29 protein-coding genes are annotated in these 26,635 nt (G+C 39.6%); 8 read left to right on the forward strand and 21 right to left on the reverse strand.

Annotation, left to right across the window (positions count from 1 at the left end):
- Positions 1-6: 6 nt before the first annotated feature.
- Entirely contained in the window at positions 7-1,416 is a 1,410-nt protein-coding gene (locus tag KHA95_RS22000; RefSeq protein WP_213139718.1) for a SpoVR family protein, read from the reverse strand.
- A 241-nt stretch (positions 1,417-1,657) separates the two neighbouring features.
- Here KHA95_RS22000 and KHA95_RS22005 point away from each other — a divergent pair, with 241 nt between their 5' ends.
- The 3 genes from KHA95_RS22005 to KHA95_RS22015 all read left to right on the forward strand — a co-directional run bounded on the left by KHA95_RS22005 (position 1,658) and on the right by KHA95_RS22015 (position 2,953).
- Positions 1,658-1,918 carry a YhdB family protein gene (locus KHA95_RS22005; RefSeq protein ID WP_213139719.1) on the forward strand — a complete coding sequence of 87 codons (261 nt, stop codon included), beginning with the start codon at positions 1,658-1,660 and terminating at the stop codon, positions 1,916-1,918.
- Between the two features lie 127 nt (positions 1,919-2,045).
- Complete coding sequence (locus KHA95_RS22010) at positions 2,046-2,489, forward strand: disulfide oxidoreductase (protein ID WP_213139720.1); 444 nt, start codon at positions 2,046-2,048, stop codon at positions 2,487-2,489.
- Complete coding sequence (locus KHA95_RS22015; protein WP_213139721.1) at positions 2,486-2,953, forward strand: thioredoxin family protein; 468 nt, start codon at positions 2,486-2,488, stop codon at positions 2,951-2,953. The genes KHA95_RS22010 and KHA95_RS22015 overlap by 4 nt, the downstream gene beginning before the upstream one ends.
- A gap of 39 nt (positions 2,954-2,992) precedes the next feature.
- On the opposite strand, the gene KHA95_RS22020 is transcribed toward KHA95_RS22015, so the two are convergent.
- Entirely contained in the window at positions 2,993-3,385 is a 393-nt protein-coding gene (locus KHA95_RS22020) for a DUF5365 family protein (RefSeq protein ID WP_213139722.1), read from the reverse strand.
- 94 nt (positions 3,386-3,479) lie between these two features.
- Here KHA95_RS22020 and KHA95_RS22025 point away from each other — a divergent pair, with 94 nt between their 5' ends.
- From KHA95_RS22025 to KHA95_RS22040, 4 genes are all read left to right on the forward strand, one after another.
- Positions 3,480-4,376, forward strand: coding sequence for an RluA family pseudouridine synthase (locus KHA95_RS22025; protein WP_213139723.1), 897 nt, complete (start codon positions 3,480-3,482; stop codon positions 4,374-4,376).
- Positions 4,377-4,466: 90 nt separating this feature from the next.
- Positions 4,467-5,090: a DUF47 domain-containing protein gene (locus KHA95_RS22030; RefSeq protein WP_213139724.1), complete on the forward strand. Its 624-nt coding sequence runs from the start codon at positions 4,467-4,469 to the stop codon at positions 5,088-5,090.
- 14 nt (positions 5,091-5,104) lie between these two features.
- Positions 5,105-6,109, forward strand: a complete 1,005-nt coding sequence (locus KHA95_RS22035; protein WP_249317197.1) for an inorganic phosphate transporter — start codon at positions 5,105-5,107, stop codon at positions 6,107-6,109.
- Between the two features lie 47 nt (positions 6,110-6,156).
- Positions 6,157-6,549 (forward strand): thiol-disulfide oxidoreductase DCC family protein, encoded by a 393-nt coding sequence (locus KHA95_RS22040; RefSeq protein ID WP_213139725.1) that lies wholly within the window; start codon positions 6,157-6,159, stop codon positions 6,547-6,549.
- A gap of 3 nt (positions 6,550-6,552) precedes the next feature.
- Here KHA95_RS22040 and KHA95_RS22045 read toward each other — a convergent pair whose 3' ends face one another.
- From KHA95_RS22045 to KHA95_RS22135, 19 genes are all read right to left on the reverse strand, one after another.
- Positions 6,553-7,938 carry a dihydrolipoyl dehydrogenase family protein gene (locus KHA95_RS22045; protein ID WP_213139726.1) on the reverse strand — a complete coding sequence of 462 codons (1,386 nt, stop codon included), beginning with the start codon at positions 7,936-7,938 and terminating at the stop codon, positions 6,553-6,555.
- Positions 7,938-9,092 carry a dihydrolipoamide acetyltransferase family protein gene (locus KHA95_RS22050; RefSeq protein ID WP_213139727.1) on the reverse strand — a complete coding sequence of 385 codons (1,155 nt, stop codon included), beginning with the start codon at positions 9,090-9,092 and terminating at the stop codon, positions 7,938-7,940. The genes KHA95_RS22045 and KHA95_RS22050 overlap by 1 nt, the downstream gene beginning before the upstream one ends.
- Positions 9,093-9,111: 19 nt before the next feature.
- Positions 9,112-10,110 carry an alpha-ketoacid dehydrogenase subunit beta gene (locus KHA95_RS22055; RefSeq protein WP_213139728.1) on the reverse strand — a complete coding sequence of 333 codons (999 nt, stop codon included), beginning with the start codon at positions 10,108-10,110 and terminating at the stop codon, positions 9,112-9,114.
- A complete protein-coding gene (pdhA, locus tag KHA95_RS22060; RefSeq protein ID WP_249317199.1) occupies positions 10,107-11,174 on the reverse strand; it encodes a pyruvate dehydrogenase (acetyl-transferring) E1 component subunit alpha in 1,068 nt (355 codons plus the stop codon). Before pdhA ends, KHA95_RS22055 begins: the two co-directional genes overlap by 4 nt.
- 66 nt (positions 11,175-11,240) lie before the next feature.
- Complete coding sequence (locus KHA95_RS22065; protein ID WP_213139748.1) at positions 11,241-12,332, reverse strand: Leu/Phe/Val dehydrogenase; 1,092 nt, start codon at positions 12,330-12,332, stop codon at positions 11,241-11,243.
- Positions 12,333-12,373: 41 nt separating this feature from the next.
- A complete protein-coding gene (locus tag KHA95_RS22070; protein ID WP_213139730.1) occupies positions 12,374-12,769 on the reverse strand; it encodes a thioesterase family protein in 396 nt (131 codons plus the stop codon).
- A gap of 237 nt (positions 12,770-13,006) precedes the next feature.
- Entirely contained in the window at positions 13,007-13,801 is a 795-nt protein-coding gene (locus tag KHA95_RS22075) for an ABC transporter ATP-binding protein (RefSeq protein ID WP_213139731.1), read from the reverse strand.
- Positions 13,779-14,810 carry an ABC transporter permease gene (locus tag KHA95_RS22080; RefSeq protein ID WP_213139732.1) on the reverse strand — a complete coding sequence of 344 codons (1,032 nt, stop codon included), beginning with the start codon at positions 14,808-14,810 and terminating at the stop codon, positions 13,779-13,781. Before KHA95_RS22080 ends, KHA95_RS22075 begins: the two co-directional genes overlap by 23 nt.
- 18 nt (positions 14,811-14,828) lie before the next feature.
- Positions 14,829-15,857: an ABC transporter substrate-binding protein gene (locus KHA95_RS22085; RefSeq protein ID WP_213139733.1), complete on the reverse strand. Its 1,029-nt coding sequence runs from the start codon at positions 15,855-15,857 to the stop codon at positions 14,829-14,831.
- Between the two features lie 200 nt (positions 15,858-16,057).
- Positions 16,058-16,966, reverse strand: a complete 909-nt coding sequence (paaX, locus tag KHA95_RS22090; RefSeq protein WP_213139734.1) for a phenylacetic acid degradation operon negative regulatory protein PaaX — start codon at positions 16,964-16,966, stop codon at positions 16,058-16,060.
- A 30-nt stretch (positions 16,967-16,996) separates the two neighbouring features.
- Complete coding sequence (locus tag KHA95_RS22095; RefSeq protein ID WP_213139735.1) at positions 16,997-17,770, reverse strand: enoyl-CoA hydratase-related protein; 774 nt, start codon at positions 17,768-17,770, stop codon at positions 16,997-16,999.
- Between the two features lie 10 nt (positions 17,771-17,780).
- On the reverse strand, positions 17,781-18,557 hold the full coding sequence (locus KHA95_RS22100) for an enoyl-CoA hydratase-related protein (RefSeq protein ID WP_213139736.1): 777 nt from the start codon (positions 18,555-18,557) through the stop codon (positions 17,781-17,783).
- Positions 18,550-18,855, reverse strand: coding sequence for an EthD family reductase (locus tag KHA95_RS22105; protein ID WP_213139737.1), 306 nt, complete (start codon positions 18,853-18,855; stop codon positions 18,550-18,552). Before KHA95_RS22105 ends, KHA95_RS22100 begins: the two co-directional genes overlap by 8 nt.
- Before the next feature lie 16 nt (positions 18,856-18,871).
- Positions 18,872-19,357, reverse strand: a complete 486-nt coding sequence (gene paaD, locus KHA95_RS22110) for a 1,2-phenylacetyl-CoA epoxidase subunit PaaD (protein ID WP_349305515.1) — start codon at positions 19,355-19,357, stop codon at positions 18,872-18,874.
- Between the two features lie 19 nt (positions 19,358-19,376).
- A complete protein-coding gene (gene paaC, locus KHA95_RS22115; RefSeq protein WP_249317201.1) occupies positions 19,377-20,201 on the reverse strand; it encodes a 1,2-phenylacetyl-CoA epoxidase subunit PaaC in 825 nt (274 codons plus the stop codon).
- Positions 20,202-20,555, reverse strand: a complete 354-nt coding sequence (gene paaB / locus KHA95_RS22120; protein WP_249317204.1) for a 1,2-phenylacetyl-CoA epoxidase subunit PaaB — start codon at positions 20,553-20,555, stop codon at positions 20,202-20,204.
- 19 nt (positions 20,556-20,574) lie between these two features.
- On the reverse strand, positions 20,575-21,516 hold the full coding sequence (paaA, locus tag KHA95_RS22125) for a 1,2-phenylacetyl-CoA epoxidase subunit PaaA (protein ID WP_213139738.1): 942 nt from the start codon (positions 21,514-21,516) through the stop codon (positions 20,575-20,577).
- Positions 21,517-21,731: 215 nt separating this feature from the next.
- Positions 21,732-22,895 carry a sporulation protein YhbH gene (gene yhbH / locus KHA95_RS22130; RefSeq protein WP_213139739.1) on the reverse strand — a complete coding sequence of 388 codons (1,164 nt, stop codon included), beginning with the start codon at positions 22,893-22,895 and terminating at the stop codon, positions 21,732-21,734.
- A 407-nt stretch (positions 22,896-23,302) separates the two neighbouring features.
- A complete protein-coding gene (locus KHA95_RS22135) occupies positions 23,303-25,198 on the reverse strand; it encodes a PrkA family serine protein kinase (protein WP_213139740.1) in 1,896 nt (631 codons plus the stop codon).
- A 625-nt stretch (positions 25,199-25,823) separates the two neighbouring features.
- Between KHA95_RS22135 and KHA95_RS22140 the strand changes: the two genes are divergently transcribed.
- Positions 25,824-26,635 (forward strand): transposase (locus KHA95_RS22140; protein WP_213136950.1); only part of this gene is annotated, 812 nt, incomplete at its 3' end.

Consider the following 26,635-nt stretch of genomic DNA (forward strand, 5'->3'; position numbering starts at 1 on the left):
GCTTGCTCACAAAAATTTTCGTTGTAAATTTCGACCATCATAAGTAATCATCATTGAGCGATTCTCTACTACACTCTCCATATGGACCGGCCTTCCCCATAATTGATAAATATAGGGCATCACTTTTTCTAAATACTTCAGGTCAAGTTCAATTCCTTCATACCAATGCTTTAAATACATTTCCCCATTTTTCATATAATCTCCGTCATTGACGGTAATATACGGAAAACCACCATTTACCCGCATATTCACCAGTTGATCGCGAACTTCCGTCCATTCTTTATCAACAATTTTATAATCTCTACCTTGTTTCTGGAATAAGTACATATCTTCTCGCATGACTAAATCCTTCGTTAAGTAATTGCGCAAAAAGGAAATATCTGATTCAATTTCTCTTACTTCAAACATTTTTTCTCTACCTGAGTTCGGCTCCACCCCTTGCTTTTTCATTTCCTCCGTAGGATTATTCCAACGTTCTTCAATATCCTCAAAAATTTTCACGCCTAAATAATATGGATTGATGCTCGTTCTTGATGGTTGGACGACCCCTGCATTTAATTTCGCAAATTCGATCGTTTCATCACTGGAAAGATCCATTTCTCGGAGAATGCGCTGATGCCAATATGACGCCCAGCCTTCATTCATAATTTTTGTCTCAAGCTGTGGCCAAAAATAAAGCATCTCTTCTCTTATCATCGTCATTATATCTCTTTGCCAGTCCGTAAGTTCACGGCTAAATTGTTCGATAAAAAGCAATACATCTTTTTCTGGCTGTGGCGGGAATTTCTTCATCTTCTTTTTTCTCTCTCTGTTCCTAGTGCCTTGACCATCAAGCGACCATAAATCATCATACTCCGTTCGGGCCGGCTCATCCTCCTCATATTCCTCATCTTCCATGCTCCATTGCAGTGTAGGCCTAACGAGAGATGGATCAATATGTTCTTCAATCGCAAGAACAGCATCAAGGAAACTTTCGACTTCCTTTTTTCCGTATTCAATTTCATATTCCCGAACTCGTTCAGCCGTGGCCGCCATGCTTTCGACCATATCCCTTTTTGTGTTTTTAAATCGCACATTATTTTTGAAAAAATCACAATGAGCAAGAACATGCGCAACGATTAATTTATTTTGGATCAATGAGTTGGAATCAAGCAGAAAAGCATAGCACGGATTTGAATTGATAACGAGTTCATATATTTTACTTAAGCCAAAATCATAATGAAGTTTCATTTTAAAAAATTGTTTTCCAAAGCTCCAATGGGAAAAACGAGTCGGCATTCCATATGCACCGAAAGTATAAATAATATCAGCGGGGCAAATTTCATAACGCATCGGATAAAAGTCAAGTCCTAATCCGGAGGCAATTTCGGTAATTTCACTGATCGCATATTGTAACGCCTTCGTATCTGCATTCATCAGCCATTCCCCCTTTTATTCACAATATATGTGAATAAGAAGAAAATCATGAAGACTTGTGATCGGTTTTAACTCGAATCAACAGAAGTCCCGATTATGATTTCTGCCGGATATCTGAAGCACAATTGATTATTCATGAAAAAGATGGAACTGCGTCAAAATCACGATTGTCAACATTTTCACAGCACGATTCACTCTGTCACGGAGATACTATAACCAACTCCAAAAGGAGGGTTGATCAATGAATACAGTTGACTATGACAGAGCCCTATATTACACACACCGTTCCGAATGGGATAACCTTGTCGTTTTAATGGTGCGAACACAGGATCATATCCTTTCTAAACGAATTGAACGTTTTTTACATGCGTATCAATTTTCCCGTGATTATTCGGTAATTGAGCGACAATTATATGGATTGCTCACTTATTTAGAACATGCCGTCTCTGCTACATCTTCAGGGGATGATTTGATCCATGGTAATCCGATTATGTCTGTATAACCCGGCCATTGCCGGGTTTTTTTAACGAATATGAATTCTCTGTGACATTCCGCCTGCAAATTTACATTCCCATTTTCTAATATTATAATCATGTTGATAGCCGCCCATTTGGAAATGAGGTTTAATGATGAAAAAAAACAAAAAAAATGACTCACTTGAAAACATGTTGCTATTTGCTTGGGTGATCTCCCTCGTTGCTACACTTGGGAGCCTTTATTTTTCTGAAATTCGCCAATATATTCCGTGCGAACTTTGTTGGTATCAACGAATTTTTATGTATCCGATCGTTCTTATTTTAGGGATTGCCGTAGTAAAAAAACAGTACAATGCCGCACTATATTCAGCAGCATTTTCTGGGATTGGCATGTTCATTTCTCTTTACCATTATGCGATACAAAAATTACCTGCCTTTGCCAAATCAGTACCTGCGTGCGGACTCGTCCCGTGTAATGGCCAATACATAAATTGGCTTGGATTTATTACGATTCCATTTTTAGCTCTTGTCGCATTCATCCTTATTTTTATCACTAATGTCATCATTTTGAAACGTTTGGAGGAAACAAACAAATGAAAAAAGTAATTATATTTTTAGCTATTTTTGTTGGATTATTTGCGGTCATTGCACTCATTACAAAAATTCAGCAGGACCAAAAATCGGAAGGTAATGTGTATCAAAAAGAAAGCCTTCACCCTGCAACGATTGATCAGCTTGATGACCCGAATTATCAAAACATTATTCTGCCTGACGAGCTCGAAAAAAAGTTAAATAATAAAGAAGATGTAACAGTTTATTTCTTTAGCTCAACTTGCTCTTTTTGTAAACAAACGACACCGATCATTAATCCCGTTGCCAAAGAACTTGATATTGACCTTGTCCAATACAATTTACTAGAATTTCCTCAAGGATCAAACGAGTACAATATCGAAAGCACCCCAACGGTCGTTCATTTTGTAAAGGGAAAAGAACAAGCTCGAATCGTCGGTGCCGCACCAAAAGAAGATTTCAAAGCCTTTTTCGAAAAAAACGTAAAGTGACGGTAATGAATAAAAGCCTCCTTCATACGGAGGCTTTTATTATATGAGCATTTGATTCATCGGATGTCTATCCAAACTTACAATTTCGTTTGTTTTAGCTTTTTCGTAAAAAGACTGAAAAGTAAACGGAAAAAATAATTCACAATTTTTTAATATATGGACATTTCTTTCAAACAATCGTTCATATTCGCGATCAAGTCGTTTTTCCAAAATACAAATCATCACTTGCAAGCTCGCCATTGCTTGGAAAGATGTTTTTAATGTATAAAGTCTTTCCGCTTCAGTAACTGAAGGTTGCAACACGCCAAACTCGCGAAAGCTGGTAATTTCTTCGTTGGAATAAAAGTGTGGAAAGACGGAGGAATACATGTGCTCGATTAAGTTTGCTAACGTCCGTTCTTGCTCACATGTTGCCGCGTAAACAACTTTCATGATTAACCCTACCTTTTTATATAACGATATAACTAGGATAACATACGTTTCCCGATGATTCTCTTGGGAAAAACATGAAACTAAAGGAGGCTGGATGTTGAAAAATTATACGATTCGAATAAACATTCATGAACAATGGGCGCAAACATCCATCCAAGATTTATTCCGGACGACGTTGCACGCCCCGAAAAAACTCATCCATGAACTAAGAATGGAAAAAGCAGTATTTCTTAATGGTTCACAAGTAAATTGGACGAGCAAAGTTGCAGCAAATGACGAACTGCTTATCCTCCTTCCAGAGGATTGTAATGATTCAGTTATCCCTGCCTATGAATCGCTTCAAGTTCTTTTTGAAGATGAGCATCTGTTGATCGTTAATAAACCGGCTGGTATAACAACCCATCCGAACGAAATGAATGAAACGAACACACTGGCCAATCTGGTTGCTGGCTATTTACAAAAAAAAGACGACCACCGCAAGATTAAACATGTGCAAAGGCTTGATAAAGACACATCAGGAGCGCTTTTATTTGCAAAACATTCGTTAAGTCATGCAATTTTGGATCGCATGCTCCATGATCATCAAATAGAACGTATATATGTCGCATTAGCCGATGGATTAATACAGGAGAGTCGCTTCACTGTTAATCAGCCAATCGGTCGCGATCGTTATCACCCTACGAAACGAAGAGTGTCAAAATCAGGCCAACAAGCAAAGACAGATTTTCAAGTATGTAATACTTATCCAAATAAACAATTAACACTTGTCGAATGCAAACTACATACAGGAAGAACACACCAAATACGCGTCCATCTTAGCCATATCGGCCATCCACTTGCAGGTGATCGCCTTTATGGCGGGCGTCCGATTTTTCCTAGACAAGCATTGCATGCCAGAAAATTAGCATTCATCCACCCTTTTACTTTAGAAAAGCTGGAAATAACTGCACCTTTTCTTGATGAGCCATCAATCTTTGAAGCTCGTCTTTAAGTTTTTTCGACAATTTTCTTTTAAAATTTCCTCTTTATGCTGTAAAATGGTATCGTCATATTAATGCAATTCAAATAAGGGGGCTTTACGATGGTTTTCAAAAAAAGCAAAAAGGATAAGTTTGCCGTTCTTCTTGAAAAAATTTCTGCAAATTTAAAAGAGAGCGCAACTTACTTTGCTGAGTTTCAATTTAACGGAAAAGAGGATACAAAAATCTTTGCTGGGAAAATGAAAGAGTTCGAAACAATCGGCGATTCGTATGTTCATGAAGTCATAAAAGAGCTTAATAATTCTTTCATCACGCCAATTGAAAGGGAAGATATTCTTGCACTTTCGATGATTATGGATGATGTATTAGACGGAATGGAACATACAGCAGCCCTTTTCGATATGTATTCAATCGCAAAAAGTGATGAATACATCCTGCAATTTGTCGATGCGATTCGCAAATGTGTAGATGAAATTGATATCGCAATTGGTCTGATCTTTAGTAAAAAGTTACCTGAAATTCGTCCACATGCGATTAAAATCAAAGATTTCGAATCAAAATGTGATGAAACATTACGTCATTCGATTAAACATCTTTTTACTGTTGAGAAAGATCCGATCCAATTAATTAAGTACAAAGAACTGTATGAAGATCTCGAAGACATTGCGGACAGCTGTGAAGGTGTAGCAAATACACTTGAAAGCATTGTTATGAAAAATGCATAAGGGAGTCCTTCATTATGGGAATTGATACGGTTTTTATCATTACGTTAGTTATCGTTGTCTTAGCATTATCTTTTGACTTTATTAATGGTTTTCATGATACCGCAAATGCGATTGCCACTTCCGTTTCAACAAAAGCATTGACACCGCGAGTAGCCATTGCTATGGCAGCTTTTATGAACTTTTTAGGTGCAATGACTTTTACTGGAGTTGCCCAAACAATTACGAGAGATATCGTAGATCCATTCAAACTGCAAAACGGCTCGCTCGTTATTATGGCAGCATTAATAGCCGCCATCGCTTGGAACTTAATTACTTGGTATTATGGAATTCCTAGCAGCTCTTCACATGCACTGATCGGTTCAATTGCAGGTGCAGCGATTGCAGCAGCCGGGATTTCTTCATTAAATTTCAGTGGATTTCTAAAAATTATTCAAGCACTCATTTTTTCGCCATTAATTGCTTTTGCGATTGGATTTACGATTTACACCTTTTTCAAATTTGCGTTTAAAAATCTTAACTTGGCAAAAACAAATAAACGATTCCGTCATATTCAAATCGCAACTGCAGCATTGCAAGCATATACGCATGGAACGAATGATGCACAAAAAGCGATGGGAATCATTACAATGGCACTAATTGCAAATAATTATCAAACTACAACTGATATCCAATTTTGGGTTCAGTTTGCCTGTGCGGCTGCAATGGGAATTGGTACATCTGTCGGCGGCTGGAAAATCATTAAAACAGTCGGCGGAAAAATAATGAAAATTAGACCTGTTAACGGAGTAGCTGCTGATTTAAGTTCAGCCTTTATCATTTTCGGGGCAACATTTATTCATTTGCCAGTAAGTACGACACATGTTATTTCATCTTCCATCCTTGGAGTTGGTTCATCCCATCGTGTTAAAGGTGTAAAATGGGATACAGCGAAAACAATGCTCGTGACATGGGTGATTACACTGCCAATTTCAGCGACGCTTGCCGCATTATCTTATTATGTATTAAGTTTATTTATGTAAAAGAAAGCCAATTAAGGCTTTCTTTTTTATAAATGGGAGGGCTTTTCATGCTACCGATTATCTTATTTGATGGAGATTGTCATTTCTGCAACTCAAATGTTCAATTTATTATCAAGCATGATAGAGTAGGCTATTTTCATTTTGCCTCTTTACAAAGCGAGATCGGGCAATCGCTATTAGAAACGTATTCGATCCCTTCTCATGTGGATAGTCTCGTCGTTATTAATAATAAAAAAGCATATGTGAAATCAACAGCAGCATTGCAAATATGCCGTCATTTGGATGGAGCATGGAAATGTTTTTTTCTATTCACGATAATTCCAGCACCGATTCGCAATTTATTTTACGATATCGTTGCGAAAAATCGCTATCGCCTTGTCAGAAAAAAAGAAAGCTGTATCATTCCTTCTCCGGAAGTCCGCAAACGCTTTTTGTCATAAATATTACTTTTTTCTTTGAAGAAAATGAATCGCCTGCCCCTTCATCTGCTCAACCGCCTCCAATATCGCTTCATTCATGCTTGGATGCGGATATAACGGAAACAACAAGTCCTCATCCCTGGCCCCCATTTCCAGACCAAACACCGCGCTTGAAATTAATTCAACCGCTCCTTCCCCAAACATATGGACCCCAAGTAACCTATCACTTCCTTCTTCAAAGATAACTTTCGTGATTCCATTCTTTTTACCCGTTAACACAGCATATCCATTGCTCGCCAATGGGAATTGGCCTGTTTTCACCTTAAAGCCCGCAGCAATTGCCTGATTTTCTGTATATCCGACGGAGGCGAGTGGCGGATCGGTTTGCACGACAGTCGGAATCCATGTTAAATCTACTTCACTTGCAATTCCGCAAGCCGCTTCTGCGGCGGTTTTACCTTGCTTCATTCCTTTCAGAGCAAGCAATGGTGCACCTGTCACATCCCCGACAGCAAAAATATGCTCCACATTCGTTCTGCACTCATGATTAACAGGAATAAACCCTGATTCGTTTAAAACTCCCAGTCGTTCAATTCCTAATTTATCTGTTTGACCATGCCATTTCCCTTCACTGTAAAAATGCTCCGCTTTTATTTCCACTTTTTCATTTCGCTGATTATAAAAAATGCATTGTTCTCCATCCCAAGTGACTTGAATTGCATTTGGAATAATGGTGATGTTTCTTTTCTTCATGATCCGTTTAAGTTCTTTCATTATCTCTATATCCAATGACAGCTCAAAGTTTTCATCCATAATGATCCAAACATCACTGCCAAGCGACCGATAAGCGAATGCCGCTTCCAATATAATGTATGAAAATCCTACTAATATGAGTGATGCTGGAATGGTTTCGAGCTGAAAGAGTGCTGAGACCGTTAACTGGTTTGGAGCTGTTATTTGCGTCGCTCCAGTTGCAATAATCGCTTGTTGAAAACGGATCACTTCGAATTGATGCCCATTTTCAATCCCTATCCGTTCTCTATCTAAAAAGCTCGCATGACCATTGAACAGCTCAATTTTATTTGCGGCACATAATGCTTCGATTCCTTTTTGTAATTGAATAATAATCCGATCACGCAATGCTTTATATGCATGATAATCAAACGTAACATCTGAAAAGGTAAAGCCAAGTTCTTCCATTCGTTTTACATTTAACTGTTGCTTCGCTACATCCGTTAACGACTTTGCGGGCATGCAGCCTTCATGTAAACAGACTCCTCCTAGTTTATTACTCTCAATTAATAGGACTTCTCTTCCAAGTTGGGCCGCTCTAATTGCTGCTGTATAACCGGCGGGTCCACCGCCAATAATGACAAGATCTTTTTCCTGTGCAATTTCACCAACAACCATTATATCAACTCCAATAGCATCCGTGACGGATTCTCAATAAACTCGGTCAATCGATTCGTAAAAGCTATCGCCTGCGCACCATCAGCAATACGATGATCGAATGACATCGATACATTCATAATCGAGCGTATCGCCATTTCATCATTTACAACTGCTGGGCGTTTCTTAGCTTTATGGAAAGCGAGCAATGCTGACTCTGGATAATTTATTATCGGTGTCGCCGCAACAGATCCGAGTGGACCGACATTGCTAATCGTGAATGTGCCATTACTCAAATCTTTTCCTGATAATTTATTTTCCTTCGCTTTTTTAATTAAGTCTTTCATTTCTTGATTAACTTCTTTTATTGATTTTTTTTCAACATGGTGAATGACGGGGACGATTAGACCTTCATCTGAATCTGTTGCGATTCCAATATGAAACTCTTTTTTCAACCGAATGATTTCATTTTCTTCATCAAGTATGGCATTGAAAATGGGGTATTCTTTCAGTGTAAGCTGGGTTGCTTTTATGAAAAAGGCAGAGGCAGATATTCGTTCAGCAGACTGTTTTAATTGAGTGATTAGCTCTAGTACATTCGTGACATCAACTTCTTCAAAATGGGTAACATGAGGAATAGTAAACATTGATTTTGTCATTTTCGCAGCAATTTGTTTTCTTCTTCCTTTGAAAGGAATGATTTCTTCATTTTGCTCGCTCTGTTTATCTACAATTTTTTCTTGTTTATTTGACTCTGCAATTGGCTTTGCTTTTGCAAATCGATAAATATCTTCGTCCGTAATTCTTCCTGCCGCTCCTGTTCCAATAACATCCTCGATTTTCACACCGAGTTCACGAGCAATTTTTCTTGTGTAAGGCGCAGCAAGCACAAGCTTTTCTTTCGTTTGTAATTGCTTTTGTTCAGTCGGTTGGTCCTCTTTATCACCATCAATAATAAGCAATGTTGTACCGACAGAGACATTTTGTCCTGGGCTTACTTTTATTTCTTTTACAATCCCCGTAGCTGGCGATGGAAGTTCCGCTGTCATTTTATCCGTTTGAACTTCTACAAGTGGCTGATCATCTTTGACTCGATCCCCCTCTTTTACAAAATAATGGAGGATTTCTCCTTCTGTCATTCCTTCTCCAATATCATGCAATTTCACCTCTACCAAACGATTCAGCCCCCATTCGTTAAAATGTCACGGTTTCTTCAATTGCCTTCTCCATTCTTGCTACATTTGGCAAATAATGATTTTCCAATGAATAAAATGGGACAGGTACATCAAACCCGGCTACACGTGCAACTGGAGCTTTTAAATATAAGAATGATCTTTCCTGTATAAAACTAATTAGTTCGGCACCGAGACCATTTGTCGCATGTGCTTCATGGATAATGACCGCTCTTCCCGTTCTCTGAACCGATTCGATGATCACCTCACGGTCAAATGGATATAATGTTCGTAAATCAATAAGATCACAATGAATTTTTCGTTGTTCCAAATTCTCCGCCGCCTTCATTGCGAGCGGAACCATCGCTCCCCAAGCAATTACTGTGACATCATCTCCATTTTTCACTGTATTCGCTTTGCCAATTTCAACCGAGTACTTTCCTTTTGGAACATCCTCTCTAAAAGCACGGTAAGAGCGCATCGGTTCAAGAAATAAAATAGGATCTGGATCTTCGATACTTGCAATCAGCAATCCTTTTGCATCGTATGGATTCGATGGGCAAACTACTTTTATTCCTGGCATATGGGTAAACAATGCTTCTGTACTATCCGAATGGATTTCAGGTGCTCTAATTCCAGCTCCATATGGGGCACGGATAACGAGCGGAACAGTAAAATGTCCTTTCGTTCGCATTCTTATTCTGGTTGCGTGAGCAATAATTTGTTCAAATGCTGGATAAATAAACCCGAGAAATTGCATCTCAACAACTGGTAATAAGCCGTTTACCGACATGCCAATGGCAACGCCAACGATTCCGGATTCACTTAATGGCGTATCAATGACTCGATCTTCCCCAAATTCCGCCTGTAATCCTTCTGTTGCACGAAATACTCCACCATTTTTCCCGATATCCTCTCCCAATAGGATTAATTCATCCTTGTCTGTAAGCATTGTTCGCAAACCATCTGTAACAGCTTGAACGAGCGTCAATTTTTGTGATGTTGGTGCTGATATATTCATCCATTCACACCTCGCAAAAATTCAACATATTGTTCCTTTTGTACTTGAATCGGCCATGGGGCTTCTGCAAACACATGATCAAATAGATCATTAACATCTGCTTCCGAAAAATCCTCCATTTCCCGAACAGCCTTCTCAACTTCTTCATTGATCTTCTCAGTCATTAGTTCTACCCATTGAGTGTCCCATATTCCCCGATTTTTCATTAAACGTTCAAAGCGCAAAAGCGGATCATCAGTTTTACGCTTTACATCACTTATCGCTTGGTCGCGATACTTTGTCGGATCATCTGCTGTCGTATGCGCGCCATATCGCCATGTAACGGCCTCAATTAATGTCGGTCCCTCACCATTACGAGCTCTATCCAATGCTTTTTTCGTCTCAAAATAGACTGCCAACACATCATTTCCATTAAGACGAATGCCAGGAATATCATAAGCAACCGACTTTTGAGCAATTGTCTTAGAATTCATCTGTTTTTCAATCGGAACGGAGATGGCAAATTGATTATTTTGATTGAAAAAAATAACTGGTGCTTTAAAGACGCTTGCAAAATTAAGCCCTTCATGAAAATCACCTTCGGATGTTGCTCCATCGCCGAAATAGACAATTGCAGCATTTTTCGTGCCTCGATATTTTTCCGCCATTGCCGCTCCTGCTGCATGTGGAAGCTGTGTAGCAATCGGGACAGCAGGCGGGAAAATTTTTTTTCCACTAGAAGGGATGCATCCTTCCACCCTTCCGTTCCAATATAAAAATATCGTAGTCAATGAATGACCAAAAGTCATCATCGCAGCATGATCACGGTATGTTGGAAAAAGCCAATCTTCATCTTCAAGTGCAAGCGCACTGCCTATTTGTGCGGCCTCCTGTCCTTCAAACGGCGCGTAGGTCCCTAGTCTTCCTTGACGCTGCAAATTAATCGCTTTTCGGTCAAAGCTGCGAGCAAGAGCCATTTGCATATAGACCCGTTTTAAAAACGATTCCGTTAACTTTGATTCATGCTCCTCATTTAATAAATGACCTTGTTGATCAACGTAAGAAATCATTTCGAACTGACTCATGAGAAAAACCTCCTTCGCTTGCATTCATATCGCTCAGGTTGCCTTCTATTACAATTCGACTTTCTATTAATAACGTACTCGCCATTTAGGTGGTTCTTTCCTTGAATAGAAGCTATTGCCCATTTTCCTAGCACTGATTTTCTGTTCACAGACACGATTCGCTGCTTCGGAGATGGTAACGCTATCATTTTCTGCTTTATGAAAAATATTTAATAATGTATGATAAATCGCTTTTGTTTTTTGTAAAACACGCTGTTCATTAATGCCAAAAAGCTCATCTGTCACTTGAATAAGCCCGCCAGCATTTACAATATAGTCAGGTGCATACACGATTCCTTTTCGCTGAAGCATTCCGCAATGGTACTCATTCTTTAATTGATTGTTCGCCGAACCAACGACTGCCTTTACTTTTAATTTTTCAACTGTTTCATCATTGATGATTCCTCCCATCGCACAAGGGATGAATATATCTGCCTCGACGGAATAGATCGCATCTTCTGAAACAGCCTTAACGGAACGATTCCCACGTTCCTTTCCATATTCGACCAAAGCAGCAATCACTTCTTCATTTAAATCGCAAACGTATAAGTTTGCCCCTTCTTCTAATAATCGTTCTGCCACTTTATATCCGACTTTTCCTAACCCTTGGATCACATACGTTTTTCCTGCAAGCTCATCTGATCCATCGATAAAATAATTCGTTGCTTGGATTCCGTAGATAACACCGCGAGCTGTCGGTATTGATGAATCGCCACCACCGCCATATTCTTTTGGAAGTCCAACGACACAATTCGTTTCTTTCATTGCATGGATAAAATCATTCGGAGTTGTTCCCATGTCCGTCCCTGTATAAAATCTTCCATTTAATGATTCGACGAATTTTCCAAAGGAGCGAAATAATTCTGGGCTTTTATCTTTCGCTGGATCACCAATAATAACCGATTTACCGCCACCGAAATCAATATCGGCTGCCGCACATTTATATGTCATTCCTTTCGAGAGTCGAAGTACATCTGCAAACGCTTCCTCAATTGTTCGATATGGATACATTCGACATCCACCCGTAGCTGGCCCAAGTGTCGTATCATGTATGGCGATAATCGCTTTGAGCCCTGTATTCGGGTCATTGCAAAAAACCACTTGTTCATGCTCTTCCATGCACGTAAAAAAATCCACAAACGATCCCTTCCTTCTAGTGTTTATAAAGAAGATAAGGCAAGCTTTGTAGCAATTTGCGTTTTCGGTAAGATCACTTGTGTAACCTCGCCAGTTCCAATCAGTCCTCTATCATTCCATGCATCCGTTTTCGTAATAATGATATTACCGTTAATTTCATTAATCGTCGCTTTTACGTGAACCGTCGTATTAGCAGCGGATGGGGCAATATGCTTTAGCTTCACTGCCCCACCAATGCCTTCTTCATGCTCCTCGAGGTATGGCAAAATTGTTTTTCTTGATACCCATTCCATATGGTATACCATCGAAACGGTTGAATAAGCTTCGTGGACGAGCTGACCCTCAAATTGGGCAAACATCTCAGGACTTACTTTAAAAGAAATCTCTGCACTTTGTCCGATTGCTATTCCTGCCTTCAAACTCGCTCACCTCAATTTACAAATCAATTATGGCCAGATTTTTCCTAAATTTGGTCCGCAGGACGCGGTGAACGTAGGTTGCCTTCCTGCCACAATCACTGATATCCGCCAGAGGCTTAACTTGAATCAGCAAATCTTTTTTTACCATAAACAAACCGTCTGATACAGGAAGATTGAACTCCCTCAGATTGCAGTCCGCCATTATTGCAGCAGGGGTTTCTACTGCTTTAAGTCAAATCACGATAATAACGCTTTATCACTCGTTAATTGTTCTCCGCGAATTCGCTGGAATTCAGCCATTAACTTATCAATCGTTAAGTCTTTTTTCTTATCCGCTTCAACTTCAAGAATAATTTGCCCTTTGTCCATCATAATAAGGCGATTGCCGAGATCAAGCGCCTGTTGCATATTATGTGTGACCATTAACGTCGTTAATTGGTCTTTTGCCACTAACTGCTTCGTCAAATTCGTAATCAACTCTGCTCTAGCGGGGTCTAATGCAGCAGTATGTTCATCAAGAAGTAAAATGGATGGTTGAGTAAATGTAGCCATTAATAACGATAAGGCTTGCCGCTCTCCACCAGAAAGCAGTCCTACTTTTGCATTTAGACGATTCTCTAAATTTAAATGCAATGTTGCAAGTGACTCACGAAAAAATTCACGTCGTTTTTTATCGACGCCTTTTCTTAAGCCGCGTTTTTGGCTTCGTGAATAAGCCATTGCTAAATTTTCCTCAATCGTCATGGAAGGGGCGGTTCCAGCCATCGGATCTTGAAACACTCTACCAATTAATTTTGAACGTTTATATTCTGGCAATCTCGTAACATCTTTTCCAGCGATTTCAATAGTGCCTACATCGGGAGTAAGTGCTCCAGAGATCATATTCATCATCGTCGATTTTCCAGCGCCGTTGCTGCCGATAACGGTAACAAAATCTCCAGATTTTAACTCGAGGTTAATTTGATCGAGCGCGATCTTTTCATCAGGTGTTGATTCATTAAATACTTTATTAATCTGTCCGAGCTTCAGCAACGGCTTTATCCTCCCTTTTTAAAGCAAGTTCAGCAAGACGTTTTGCTTTTCTTCGTTTTTCACGTCGTTTTTCGAAAAACTGTGGCATGACTAATGCAAGAATGACAATTACCGCTGTTATAAGCTTCATATCTCCTGTGTCAAGCAAGTCAATTCTTAAGGCAAGCCCTAAAACAACTCGATAAATAATCGCACCAATGATGACTGCAATTGTTGTTCTAACAATTGTTTTCGTTCCAAATATCGCTTCACCAATAATGACCGAAGCTAAACCGATAATAATCATCCCAATTCCTAGTCCAATATCTGAGAACTTTGCATATTGAGCGATCAGTGCCCCTGAAAAAGCAACGAGAGCATTCGAGATACCGAGCCCAATAATGACTAAATTATCCGTATTGGCGGAGAAACTGCGTATCATTTTCTTATTATCACCAGTAGCACGAATCGCAAGACCGATCTCTGTTTGTAAAAACCAATCTGCAACAAACTTAATAATAATTGTAATAATGACCATTAAAAATACTGTTCCCCATGTAGATGGGAGATGTTTGGCGCCAAGCATGCTAAGAAATTGATTAATTCCTTGATCAATTCCAAGCTTGCCCCAAAAAGCATTAAATTTTGTGAAGACCGTTTCAGCGTTTAATAATGGAATATTCGGTCTCCCAACGGAATTTTCCGATGTTAATCCCATAATACGTAAGTTAATTGAATATAAGGCAATCATCATTAAAATACCTGAGAGCAATGGATTAATTTTGCCCTTCGTATGCAAAACTCCAGTTACACAGCCAGCCATGAAGCCGATCACTAACGCAGCAATCGTAGCAATGATGGGATGATAACCAAGTACAATCATCGTCGCTGCTACGGCTGCACCTGTCACAAAGCTTCCATCAACCGTTAAATCAGGAAAATCAAGCACTCGGAATGTAAGATACACGCCAAGTGCCATAATTGCATAGATGATTCCTTGCTCAACAGAGCCAAATACAGCTAAAAACATTTAGAATCATCTCCTAGTCTACTCAATCAGTTCAGCATTCCACGCATCCTTTATTTCTACTTCAATGGCAGATGCTGTTTCTTCATTCATTACTAATTTTAAATTTTGCGGGATTTGGACTGGTAGATCTGCCGGCTTGCTTTCACCTTTTAAAATCTTAACCGCCATTTGTCCTGCTTCATAGCCAATATCAAAGTACTCAAATCCGTATGCTGCAAGTCCGCCTCTTTTTACAGAATCGAATTCGCCAACCATCATTGGAAGCTTATTATCGTTTGCAACGGATACGACCGATTCAAGAGCAGAAACAACCGTATTATCTGTAATAATGTATAATGAATCAACTTTACCAATTAATGATTCTGTCGCTTGCTTCACATCAGCTGAAGTTGCGACTGAAGCCTCTTCAACTTTCATGTCCATACTTGCAAGCAATTCCTTTACAGAATCCACTTGTGCACGTGAGTTTTGCTCACCAGAGTTAAAAACCATACCAACAGTTTTCTTTCCAAGCTCTTCTTTCAAGAATTTCATTGTATTCGAAATCGCGTCTGGATGGGCATCAATTGTCCCCGTCACATTTCCGCCCGGGCTCTCCATTGAATCAACAAGCTCAGCTCCGACCGCATCTGTTACAGATGTAAAAATAATCGGAATATCTTGCGTAGCACTCGCCGCCGCCTGTGCACTCGGTGTTGAATTTGCAAAAATAAGATCGACACCAGCACTAACAAGGTTCGTAGCTGCCGAAGTATTCGCACTATTATCTCCTTGCGCAATTTGAACATCGTACTCTGCTTTAATGCCCGCATCTTCTAACGCCTTCCTAAAGCCGTCATATGCCGCATTTAAAGATGGATGTTCAACGATTTGCGTAACACCGATTTTATACACTTTTTCTTCATCTTTATTGTTTTCATTACTAGCAGGCTCATTATTCCCTTCCGGTTCTGGTGAACTATTATTTCCGCCACCACTACCGCATGCAGCAAGGATAAATACTGCACTTAAAATTGCGATCAAACTTTTCTTCCACCCGATCTTCATTCAATTGTCCCCCTTTTATCTCTTTCATTGCCTTAACTTTCATTGTATTGCGGCAATATTTTATCGTAATCGTACACTGCCCAAGCTTGATAGTCAATAAGATTTAAAATGTTAAGATTATTAAAGCGCTTTCATTCTATTTTCATTGGCATTAGTTACCAATTGTAACAGGTAACTGTGATATTTTGGAAATTAACTAGTTATTTTGAAGGGGGTTCATCCTCAGCGATAAGCAAAGGCTGTTCATATAAATCATAAGATCTACTTGTTTCTTTGCTTGTATTTCCTTCTTTAAAAACATTTTCATAGAATGTAATCGCCGGAGGTGCTAATAATTTATAATAGACACTAAACAATTGAGCAGCGTCATATCCGATCCAGTCTTCTGGTAATAATTCCGCCGGTAATCCTGGATCGATAAACAAAAACTTCCGATATTCATGAACGAGCATTGTTTTTTCTACAAAACATTGTGCATTCGTTATCGATTTTTGTTCACACTTTCTACGTGTCATATTAAATTTTTTTGTATATTCATCAATAAACTGTTTGTACTTATTGCTAATATCTGTTAAATTCCAGCAAGATTGTACTAAGCGAATATTTTGCTTTGGCCCTTCATAATCGGCAGTAAAAAAATCGACATACTTTTCTAGTTGATATTTTTTAATTAATTGCTTTGTTTCTTCCGTTAGATTGTTTGGTGTGATCCAGCAGCTGCCTGATAGCGGTGCAAAACCACTCCATGATAATTCCTTTTTTAAATCATCTCGAATGCTTCGTTTCTCTTCGGGAATGGAGTAAAACAACATCCGCCAATTTCCGTCCCATTGATCTGGCTTCAGTTTAAAAATCCGCTTACCTGCTTCTTCCATTCTAGCCATACCTCTATCTGTTAAGCGATAATAGCTTCGATTTCCAATTTTACTCGAAACTAGCCATCCTTGTTTATACATTCTTGACACAGCGGTACGAACAGATTGATCATTATGGCCAAATTCTTTCATCAAACGAATTAAGCTTCCAATCCAAATTTCATTACCGGAGTGACGAATGTAATCACCAAATAGAGTAAAGATTAACGATCTTGTATTAGGTCCATTCCTCATTCTCCCCTGCTCCCCATCCATTCCCAAGTTTTATTTCCCCTGAAAGTCGGGCTTTCGCTTTTCTAAAAACGCTTGTACGCCTTCCTTGTGATCGGCTGTTAATCCAGCAACTCGTTGGGCAAATGCTTCTTTTTCTAATAAGGCGGATAAAGAAAGCTCCCATGATTGCTGAAGATTTTGCTTCATTAAAGCGAAAGCTTTTGTCGGAATCATTGCAGCCCTTTTCGCAAATGAATGAATTTCCTCATCCCATTGATCAATCGAAATGAGCTTCGTTGCGATGCCTAGCTCTTTCGCTTCATCAGCATGAATTTTCTCACCCAACGTCATTAATTCTAGTGCTTTTGCATTGCCAACTAATCTTGGTAAAAAATACGTGCTTCCTGAATCAGGAACAAGCCCGACGTGGATAAAAGCTTGTATAAAGCTCGCTTTCTCAGAAACAATTCGAAAATCGGCCGCTAATGCCAAGCTAAATCCTGCTCCTGCGGCAACTCCGTTTACTGCAGCGATAACCGGTTTTTCACAACTCACGATTTCTTCAATTAACGGATTATAATATTGCCGCAACATTTCCCCATGATCAGCCTGTTCGTCTACACTCGCCAAGTCCTGGCCTGCACAAAAGGCACGACCTGCCCCCGTCAAAAGGATGGCTCGTATTTCCGCCGATTTCCTCGCTTCCTTCAACGCATGCCGTAATTCACTAATCATCTTTTCATTAAAGGAGTTCAATTTATTCGGACGATTCAATGTTAAGCGTGCAACAGAGTCTGATACTTCAAATAAAACTGTTTCATACATCTTCTCCACCTCAATCCCCTTGAAAGTCCGGCTTCCTTTTTTCCATAAAGGCGTTCATTCCTTCTTTTTGATCGTTTGAAGCAAAGAGCAAATAAAAATTTTTCCGTTCAAACTGCATTCCTTCATATAAAGAATAATCACCGGCTTTATTTACTGCCTCCTTAATCAATCTTACAGATAACGCTGGCTTTTCAGCAAGTGATTGAGCAAATTTTAACGTTTCTTCCATTAATACTTCTTCTAAAAAGAGCTTGTTTACAATTCCAAATTTAAATGCTTCAATTGCGTTTTTTTGTTCACCTGAAAGGAGCCATTCCATTGCCCTAGTTTTTCCGATCAACTTTGTTAATCTTTGAGTACCACCCGCACCAGGCATAACGGCTAATTGAATTTCTGGAAAACCAAATTTTGTATTTTCTGCAGCAAACAATAAATCACAAATAAGTGCAAGTTCAAAGCCGCCACCAAGGCAGTACCCATGAACAGCTCCGATGATCGGTTTCTTAATAAGTGCGAGCCGATCCCAATCAGCAAATTGGTTCATCAACTCAAGCTTTATTGCATCATCGCCAGCCATCTCCTCAATATCTGCTCCGGCAGCAAATGCTTTTCCTTTGCCGCAAAGGACAATGACTCTAATTTCCTTCGCTTGATCATATTGTTCAAAAGCAAGTAAAATTTCAGATACCGATTGCCGATTAAGTGCGTTAAGAACTTCCGGCCGATTTAATCGTACGATTCCAACCGCACCGATTTGTTCTGTTTCGATATAGCAAAATTTACTCATTGACGTCTTCACCGAACATAAACGTCACCAGCTTACCAGCGAATTTCATTACATCTTTCCCAGATGCCTTAGATTCGGCTGTTTTTGAAGCCTGCTTAAATGACTCTTTGCTGTCATAATACATTTCACACATTAAATAATATTGTGTCTCTCCCATTGGTGAACCAGTAAATTTTGTTACCTTTACATCTCGCAATCCCGGAATCTCTTTAGTAAGCGGCAAATGTGTGGAAAAATAATATTGATCAAACGCTTCCTTATCCTCTGGCGTTGTAAAGAGAGCAATCATTTTAAACATCGTCATTCCCCCAATTTCACATTAAGTTCGATACGGGTCTCATCGCTTCAAATGGATTTTTACATGATTTACAATATAAAATACATCTGCATGCTGTTGGTCCGAATAAATTTTCGAGTGTCGTATAACGGGAATCACAATATGGACAACAGATTTCTCCAAAGCTGCCATCGTTGAGAAATTCGGGCGGTGGGGCAATTCCGTATTCTTTTAACTTTTCTCTTCCAACATCCGAAATTCTTTCCGATGTCCATGGTGGATCATAAATAAACTCAATCTTTATTTCGCGATTTTCCTTTATATGCGCGAGGGCATCAATCATATTGCATTTAATAAGCTCCAGTGCTGGACACCCGACAAAGGTAGGCAAAGCTTTAATCGTAATCTCTCTCTCACCAACAATCACCGCTTCAATCATGCCAAGCTCAATGACACTAATCGAAGGAATTTCTGGATCTTTCACGAATTGCAGCTTTTGCATTACTTCTTCTTTCAATTTCACGTCGATGATGATCACCACCTTACCAAATTGCCTGTTGATCGAGTTGATACACCTCACTAAGCGTCGCTAATGCCAAATCGAGATCTGCCGTATGCTCACGATTTCGCCCATTCCCACTTTTCATTCCTGAAATTCCAAGGTACGGCATTTCGACGGATTGAAAAATTGATTTCATTTCATGTTCCCAGCGCTTTTGCAGCTGGTCCTGCTTTTCAATGATCCCATACTTCCACATTGCCGCTCCTAGTGGTCCAAATGTTAACACGCCAAGAAACTCCGCCCACACTCGCTCAATTGCCTTGGACATTCGTGCCGGCGCTTCTCCCTTCCCTTTACAAAGCTGCTCAAACCATACTCGCCAGTGCATAACATGATAATATTGCTCCATATGAATATTAATCGCCGCGTGCGCAAGCGGTTCATATGTTGAATGTTTCAATGCTTCCAGCTTCATTTTTTTGTAAACATCGTAAAAATAATGGCGAACAACCGCAAATGCCCAGTCAAATTTAGGCTCATCCAAATATGTGCCTGTTCCATTGACGAGTTCTAATAACACTGCATTTCGTCGTTCAGATGCTTTTCTTGCGTGTGCTAGCTGATCTGCTGCCCCTTCCCCTAATTCTTCAAGAAGCTGATAATACATCGCTGCGTGCCCCATCGTATTTTGATTAATCGAAGAAAAGGCAACGTCTTCCTCAATATGCGGAGCTAACCCAAGCCATTCAGAACCTCTGTACGCAATGATAAAATCATCATCAGCAAGTTGATAAAGAAGTTCAACGAGTGCAAGCCGATACTCTTCGTTTTTCATTGCCGCTTGCGGCGAGGTGATTTTTTCCATTCACTGCTCCCCCCACGACATGATTTCCTTTTCATCCAATATGTTTTGTTCATATTGCCGCCATTTTTTTCTTAAATAACCGTAGCCTTTCGTCGTACGGTAATCTTTATTATCAAGCCGTGCAAGGGATTCTCTTTCCTCTGGTTGCATCATCCTTATGTCTGAACGTTTGACAACCCATAAATCTACAACAGATTCACGACGCAAGAAATTTTCTTGTGCCATAACGAAAGCAATTTCGGCATTTGGAGCAAGCAAGCTAAACTGATGTTGAAAATCACTTTTATACGAACGCTTACTAAACACTTCGAATACTTCATAAAAACCGTCTGAGTTAGGCTCATTCATGCCCATGCTCCATTTCTCCTTTCCTCTAACGTAATGCCTCCCTTACCCATGCATGATGATCAAAAGCACTCCTCCTTAATCGCAGCCGATTTTGTGATTTCGGACCACGATTTGATATGATTTTCTTAAACTCATTCCAATCAGGCTGCGCGTACTCCCATTGCCCTTTTTCTTGATCGAATCGCAATGTATCATCAGGGACGGTTAAGCCAAGTGACTTGATTCTAGGAATGTATTTCGTGAAAAAGTCTTGCCGCAATTGTTCATTCGTTTTCGTTCTAATTTTATATTTAATCGTAATATCCTGTTTGGATGTTCCTGTTGTTGCCGCTGTAGCTGGGCCGAAAAACATAAGTAAAGAAGGCCACCATCGATTAATCGCCGCTTGAAGCATTTCCCTTTGCTGTTTTGACCCTTCGGCTAAAGCCATAATGATCGATTCCCCGTGCTGAGCATGGAAAACTTCTTCCGCACAAATTCGATGCAATGCTCTTGAATATGGTCCGTACGAAGCATTTAACATATTCGTTTGCGTCATAATTGCTGCACCATCGACGAGCCAGCCAATAATACCTGCATCTGCCCATGTCGGTGCTTCCATATGAAATACATTATGAAACTTTAAATCGCCATTAAGTAAATCAATCATTAATGATTCACGATTTTTTCCAAGCGGGGCCATTAAATCTTCTGTAACACGTAAAAGCAGCTGACCGTGCCCCATTTCATCTTGCACCTTTGCCATAATCCCGAGCTTTCTCCGTAATGAAGGCGCTTTAGGAACCCATTCTTTCTCAGGCAACGCCCCCATGATTTCACTCATTCCATGCATGGAAATCAGTTTAATCAACGCTTGACGATATTCATCAGGCATCCAGTCATCTGCCTCGATTTTTACACCTGACTCAATCTTTTCAATAAATTGTTGAAGCTTTGTTTCATACGTCTGCCCTTCAATGCTTGGCATTGCCAACCTCTCCTTTCATGCGCCCTAAGGAAAACGCTTACGATAAGTTCAAGGTGAAGAAGCTTCGCATAATCATTTATATGACAGTATTTCTCCGTTCATGAAAATTTTCGTTATATTATCTTTTACATTACTGCTTATTTCACCACGTGTCAATTAAATTTCTGAACATTCAAAATAAAAAAATCCAGAAGTAGATTCTGGACTTTTCGTACTTATACAGGCTGGCGCTCTTCTTTATGGAAAAAGCTTTTCATTGCGTGAAATACATCTGCTTTTTGCTTTAAAATATAATAATAAAATTTTTCATCTTTTATATTTTTATAGGCAGACATTAATGTTGAGTTTCTTTGATATTGATTCACTTCACCATAGCCAAACATGTTAGACTTTTTCATCAGTTCATCAACAAGTTTAATGCATCTTGCATTATCAGAAGTCAGATTGTCTCCATCGGAAAAATGAAAAGGATATATATTAAAACGACTCGGCTCATATTTTTCATTAATTATTTCTAATGCTTTACGATATACGGATGAACAAATGGTTCCTCCACTTTCTCCTTTTGAAAAGAACTCTTCTTCTGTGACCACTTTTGCTTCCGTATGATGAGCGATAAATTCGATTGTCACCGTTTCATACCTCGTTCTTAAAAATCTTGTCATCCAGAAGAAAAAGCTGCGGGCCATATACTTTTCCCAGACCCCCATCGAGCCACTTGTATCCATCATCGCAATCACGACAGCACTTGATTCTGGCTTTTGAATTTCATTCCACGTTTTAAACTTTAAATCCTCTGGGTAGATCGGGTAAAAGCCTTTCTCTCCACTCATCGCATTTCGTTTAAAGGCAGACATCATCGTTCGCTTCTTATCGATATTTCCCATTAAGCCGGTTTTACGAATATCATTGTATTCAATATGTTCGATTTGATTTGTATCTTGTTCTTTTCTTTGTAAATTAGGTAATTCCAGTTCTTTAAATAATGCCTCCTCTAAGTCAAGCATCGACACTTCCGCTTCATAATAGTCTTCCCCCGCTTGATCTCCTGCTCCTTGGCCTTTTCCAGGTCCCTTTTGTGGAGCACCGTCACGAGCAACGACATCTCCGACCTCACTGTCTCCGTCGCCTTGACCGACATGTTTGTTTTTATCATAATTATATCGAATTTTGTATTCATCCAAAGATCGAATCGGAATTTTCACAACGTCTTGGCCATCGGACATAATGATGCTTTCTTCTGTAATCAAGTCTGGCAAATTACTGCGAATGGCCTCCTGCACTTTTTCTTGATGGCGTTGTTGATCATCATGACCTTTACGGTGGAGGGACCAATCTTCTTGGGAAATTGCAAATTGCTTGTGATTTGAATCCGTCATTTGAACACCCTCCTTATACAATTTATAAACATTGAAACTACGTTTATTACTTTATATTATGCAGAAAAAAGCTTTTATTGACAGATTGTTTGGCAAATTGGACAAAGTCGATCAAATAATTAACAAAAGCCAGACCCGTTTAGCGACGTACAAACTGCATCAACAAGAGTTGGTGCGTCGACGTTGCTACGTTCTCTGGCAACGTCGGCGATTCTTAAAGGAAGCAGAGCGAAGCCTGAATGGTGAGCTAATCTTGCCTCATCGTACAGCTTAGTCGATGTGCGCATGGGTCTAGTCGTAGATTACTTAAATAGAAAGATTATCTAAAGTGCAAATTCTTTTTATTGCTATAAACGATAAAAAAAGCTTCCCATCCAGAAATCGCAAGTGGATGGGAAGTCACAGGCTTAACGATTTAATAAACTTCCGACGTATCTAAGTAAGTCATTGGCTGATGTGGAATTATATCCATGTTCGTCAATTAAACGCGCAACGACTTCATTTATTTTCTTAAGCTGCTGTTCATCTGGCGTTTTCGCCGATGTTGTAATTTTTACTACGTCTTTTAAATCTGCAAATAATTTCTTTTGGATCGCTTCGCGAAGGCGATCATGTGAACGATAATCAAATCGCTTCCCTTTTCTTGCTAGAGCTGAAATTCGAATAAGTATCTCTTCACGAAATGCTTTTTTCGCATTTTCCGAAATGCCAATTTGCTCTTCAATCGATCTCATTAATTTTTCATCAGGATTGATTTCCTCACCTGTTAATGGATCGCGCATTTTTGACTTATTGCAGTAAGCTTCAACATTATCGAGGTAATTATCCATAAGCGTTTTCGCTGACTCCTCATAGGAATAAACAAATGCTTTCTGGACTTCCTTTTTCGCCATTTCATCGTATTCTTTACGGGCAAGTGAAATGAAATTTAAATATTTCTCTTTCAACTCATTCGTAATCGATGGATGTTGGTCTAAGCCTTCTTTTAAGGATCGTAACACATCGAGCGCATTAATAGACGCTATTTCCTTCCGTATAATTGTTGATGAAATGCGGTTAATGACATATCTTGGGTCAATCCCGCTCATTCCTTCTTCTTGGTTTTCCTTACGAAGTTCAGTCACATCCGCGGAGTTAAACCCTTCAACGTTTTCACCATCATAAAGACGCATCTTTTTCAAAAGATCAATATCGCCACGCTTAGGTTCCTTTAATCTCGTTAATATCGAGAACATGGCAGCCACTCTCAGCGTATGTGGAGCGATATGCACATCAGCTACATCACTTTCACGAATCATCTTTTCATAAATTCGCTCTTCTTTGGACACTTTTAAATTGTATGGGACAGGCATAACAATAATTCGAGAGTGAAGCGCTTCGTTCTTTTTATTTGCGATAAATGAACGATACTCTGTTTCATTCGTATGGGCGACAACAAGTTCATCAGCGGAGATAAGTGCAAAACGTCCTGCTTTAAAGTTTCCTTCCTGAGTTAAGGAGAGAAGATGCCATAAAAACTTCTCATCGCATTTTAACATTTCTTGAAATTCCATCATTCCACGATTCGCTTTGTTTAACTCCCCATCAAAGCGATATGCTCGTGGATCTGATTCAGATCCGAATTCGGCAATCGTTGAAAAGTCAATACTTCCCGTGAGGTCTGCGATATCTTGAGATTTTGGATCAGATGGACTGAATGTTCCAATCCCGACTCGCTTATCCTCCGAAAAAAAGATGCGTTCAATGATAACATCTTCGATTCGCCCACCATAATCTTGCTCTAGCCTCATCGTGTTCAGCGGGGACAATGTTCCTTCAATCCGTATTCCATATTCTTGATAGAAGTCGTCACGCAAATGCTCTGGAATTAAATGCAATGGATCTTCATGCATTGGACAGCCTTTTATTGCAAAAACTGCCCCTTGCTCTGTTCGCGAATACTTTTCTAGCCCTCTTTTTAACATCGTGACAAGCGTTGATTTTCCTCCACTCACCGGTCCCATTAATAATAAAATTCTTTTTCTCACATCTAGCCGCTTCGCTGATGGATGAAAATACTCTTCAACTAATTTTTCCAATGCTTCTTCAAGTCCAAAAAGTTGGTGACTAAAAAAGTTGTACTTCTTCCTACCGTTTACTTCCTCCACACCTGCATCTTTAATCATATTGTAAATACGTGAATGAGCAGACTGAGCAATCCAAGGCTTTTCCTCAAGCAGCTTCAAATAATCATAAAATGTACCTTCCCACCTTAGCTGATCTTCCTGCAATCGATATTGTTCTACCTTTTTTATAATATCCATTTGAACCTCCCCTATGGACATGATGAGAGATATTTACTTTAATCCTATGCACGTGGACAAACAAAAATGATTCAACAATTGCATATTGACATGCCCTTTAAGAAAACATATTCAAGAAGCCCGAGCATATTCACCATCCTGCCATTTCTTTTTATAAAAAAATGCCGATCATTCCCTTTGATATAAAAATGGGGTATAATATTCACAGGACAACCACTATTCATTTCATAAGGAGGCTTACATATAAAATGAGAACGATTACTGTAATCGGTGTGAGCATTGCTTTTTTAGCAGTCATTTTTACATCTGGATTTGAAGATAAGCCGGGTGTTCATAAAAAATAACAAAAAAATCCGGTTCATTAGTGAACCGGATTTTTTTGTTATTTCAGACTGTAGACAAACACAGAAATTTAGGTGTTTGCTTACGGTCTTTTTTCTTTTAAAATAGTGGTAACCTAGGAAAGTTGATTTCCGCTTCGGGCGGACGCGTTCCGCGGGCACGGCTTCAGCCGCTTCCCTCGCTGTGCTCAGTCCAGGGTCTTCAGCTCGCGCTGTTCCCGCAGGAGTCGCCGCCCTACGCTCCAATCAACGGTATTTCTTATTAAAAATAGGAGGTGATGGATATGATGACGAAGAATCAAATCAATGAGCGCGAACAGTTGGAAATGCTGACCATAGAGCAGTTGGTTCCTCAAAATCATCTAGTTCGCAAACTAGATGCGGCTATTGATTTCTCCTTCATCTATCCATTAGTTGAAGATCTTTACTCGACCATCGGTAGACCCAGCATAGATCCTGTAGTGCTGATCAAGATGACATTCATTCAGTATACCTTCGGCATCCGCTCCATGCGCCAGACAATCAAGGAAATTGAAACGAACGTGGCATATCGCTGGTTTCTAGGCTTTGGCTTTCATACCGAGGTTCCTCACTTCTCCACGTTTGGGAAAAACTATGTCCGTCGATTTGCAGATACTGATCTGTTCGAGCAGATTTTCTATAAAGTTCTAAACGAAGTGACAAATCGTGGGCTTCTCAGCCCAGATCATGTCTTCATTGATTCGACCCATGTTAAAGCGAGTGCGAATAAGAGAAAGTTCGAGAAGAAGGTTGTTCGTAAAGAGACGCGAGCTTATGAGAAGAGGCTCCAGGAGGAGCTCAACCTTGATCGTGAAAAGAACGGGAAGAAACCATTCCCACCGGAAAAGTTTGAAACAGAAGAGTACAAGGAGATTAAAGAATCGACAACGGACCCTGAGAGTGGTTATTACGTTAAGGATGAACGGACAAAGCAATTTGCCTATTCTTTTCACGCTGCTACGGACGAGAAGGGATTTGTACTCGCAAACATCGTCACTCCAGGAAATGTTCACGATAGTAATATGCTTGAACCGCTAGTCCAGAAAATCATCGACCAGGTAGGACGTCCAATCGT

Source organism: Bacillus sp. FJAT-50079 (genome assembly GCF_018343515.1).
GTDB lineage: Bacteria > Bacillota > Bacilli > Bacillales > Bacillaceae_C > Lederbergia.